This is a genomic window from Acinetobacter rongchengensis (genome assembly GCF_003611475.1).
In the GTDB taxonomy this organism is placed as follows: domain Bacteria; phylum Pseudomonadota; class Gammaproteobacteria; order Pseudomonadales; family Moraxellaceae; genus Acinetobacter; species Acinetobacter rongchengensis.
In genome coordinates this window covers 1-778 of the sequence record NZ_RAXT01000173.1, presented here as the reverse complement: position 1 = coordinate 778, position 778 = coordinate 1, and the positions used below count along the sequence as shown (strand labels likewise).

Here is a 778-nt window from a genome sequence, read left to right as displayed (position 1 = left end):
TACCGTCACACTCAAGCACCAAATTTGCAGATGGACAATAAAAATCCACCATGAAATTTAATAACGGTTTTTGCCAATAAAATTTTCAATCAGAAATTTGCATGTTACGAAGCCTCGACTACATCAGCATCAATTATATTATTACTAAGAATATGAGGAGGTTGCTTAATCTTTGAATCCCCTTTTCTAAAGGGGGACTTTTGCGTATCAATTGAACTCCGTGACAACCCCTCCCTTTTTTAAAGGGAGGTTGGGAGGGATTAATCTATTTCACAATCTAAATTTTGCCTAACCGCATCAAAAATCACCTCCACCACCCCATCAATCTCATTCAAAATCTGCCGATTATCAAACCGCAAAACAATCAGACCCAATTCAGTCAAAGCTTCATTCCCCCCAATCATCTTCTAAGCCTTCATCGGTAAAGTGTTGTCTACCATCACACTCAATGGCTAAATTCGCGGATGACAATAAAATCGACTATGGAATTTAAAAGCCGTTTCTACCGATAAAACTGCAAACCTAAAATTTGCTTATTACGAAGCCTCGACCACAACAGTTTTTCAGCATCAGTCATTATTTCTAAGATTACGAGAAGGCTGTTTAATCTTTGAATCCCCCTCTTGCGAAACATAGTTTCTCACCTTTCTAAAGGGGGACTTTTGCGTATCAATTGAATTCCGTGACAACCCCTCCTTTTTTAAAGGGAGGTTGGGAGGGATTAATCTATTTCACAATCTAAATTTTGCCTAACCGTGTCAGAAATCACTTCCACCAC

2 pseudogenes are annotated in these 778 nt (G+C 38.7%); both read right to left on the bottom strand.

Going from position 1 to position 778, the window contains the following annotated elements:
- A pseudogene (locus D7V20_RS20385) lies at positions 1-73 on the bottom strand (DUF559 domain-containing protein); the annotation flags it as partial.
- A 187-nt stretch (positions 74-260) separates the two neighbouring features.
- Positions 261-644 (bottom strand): annotated as a pseudogene (locus D7V20_RS19350) (endonuclease domain-containing protein).
- Positions 645-778 lie beyond the last annotated feature (134 nt).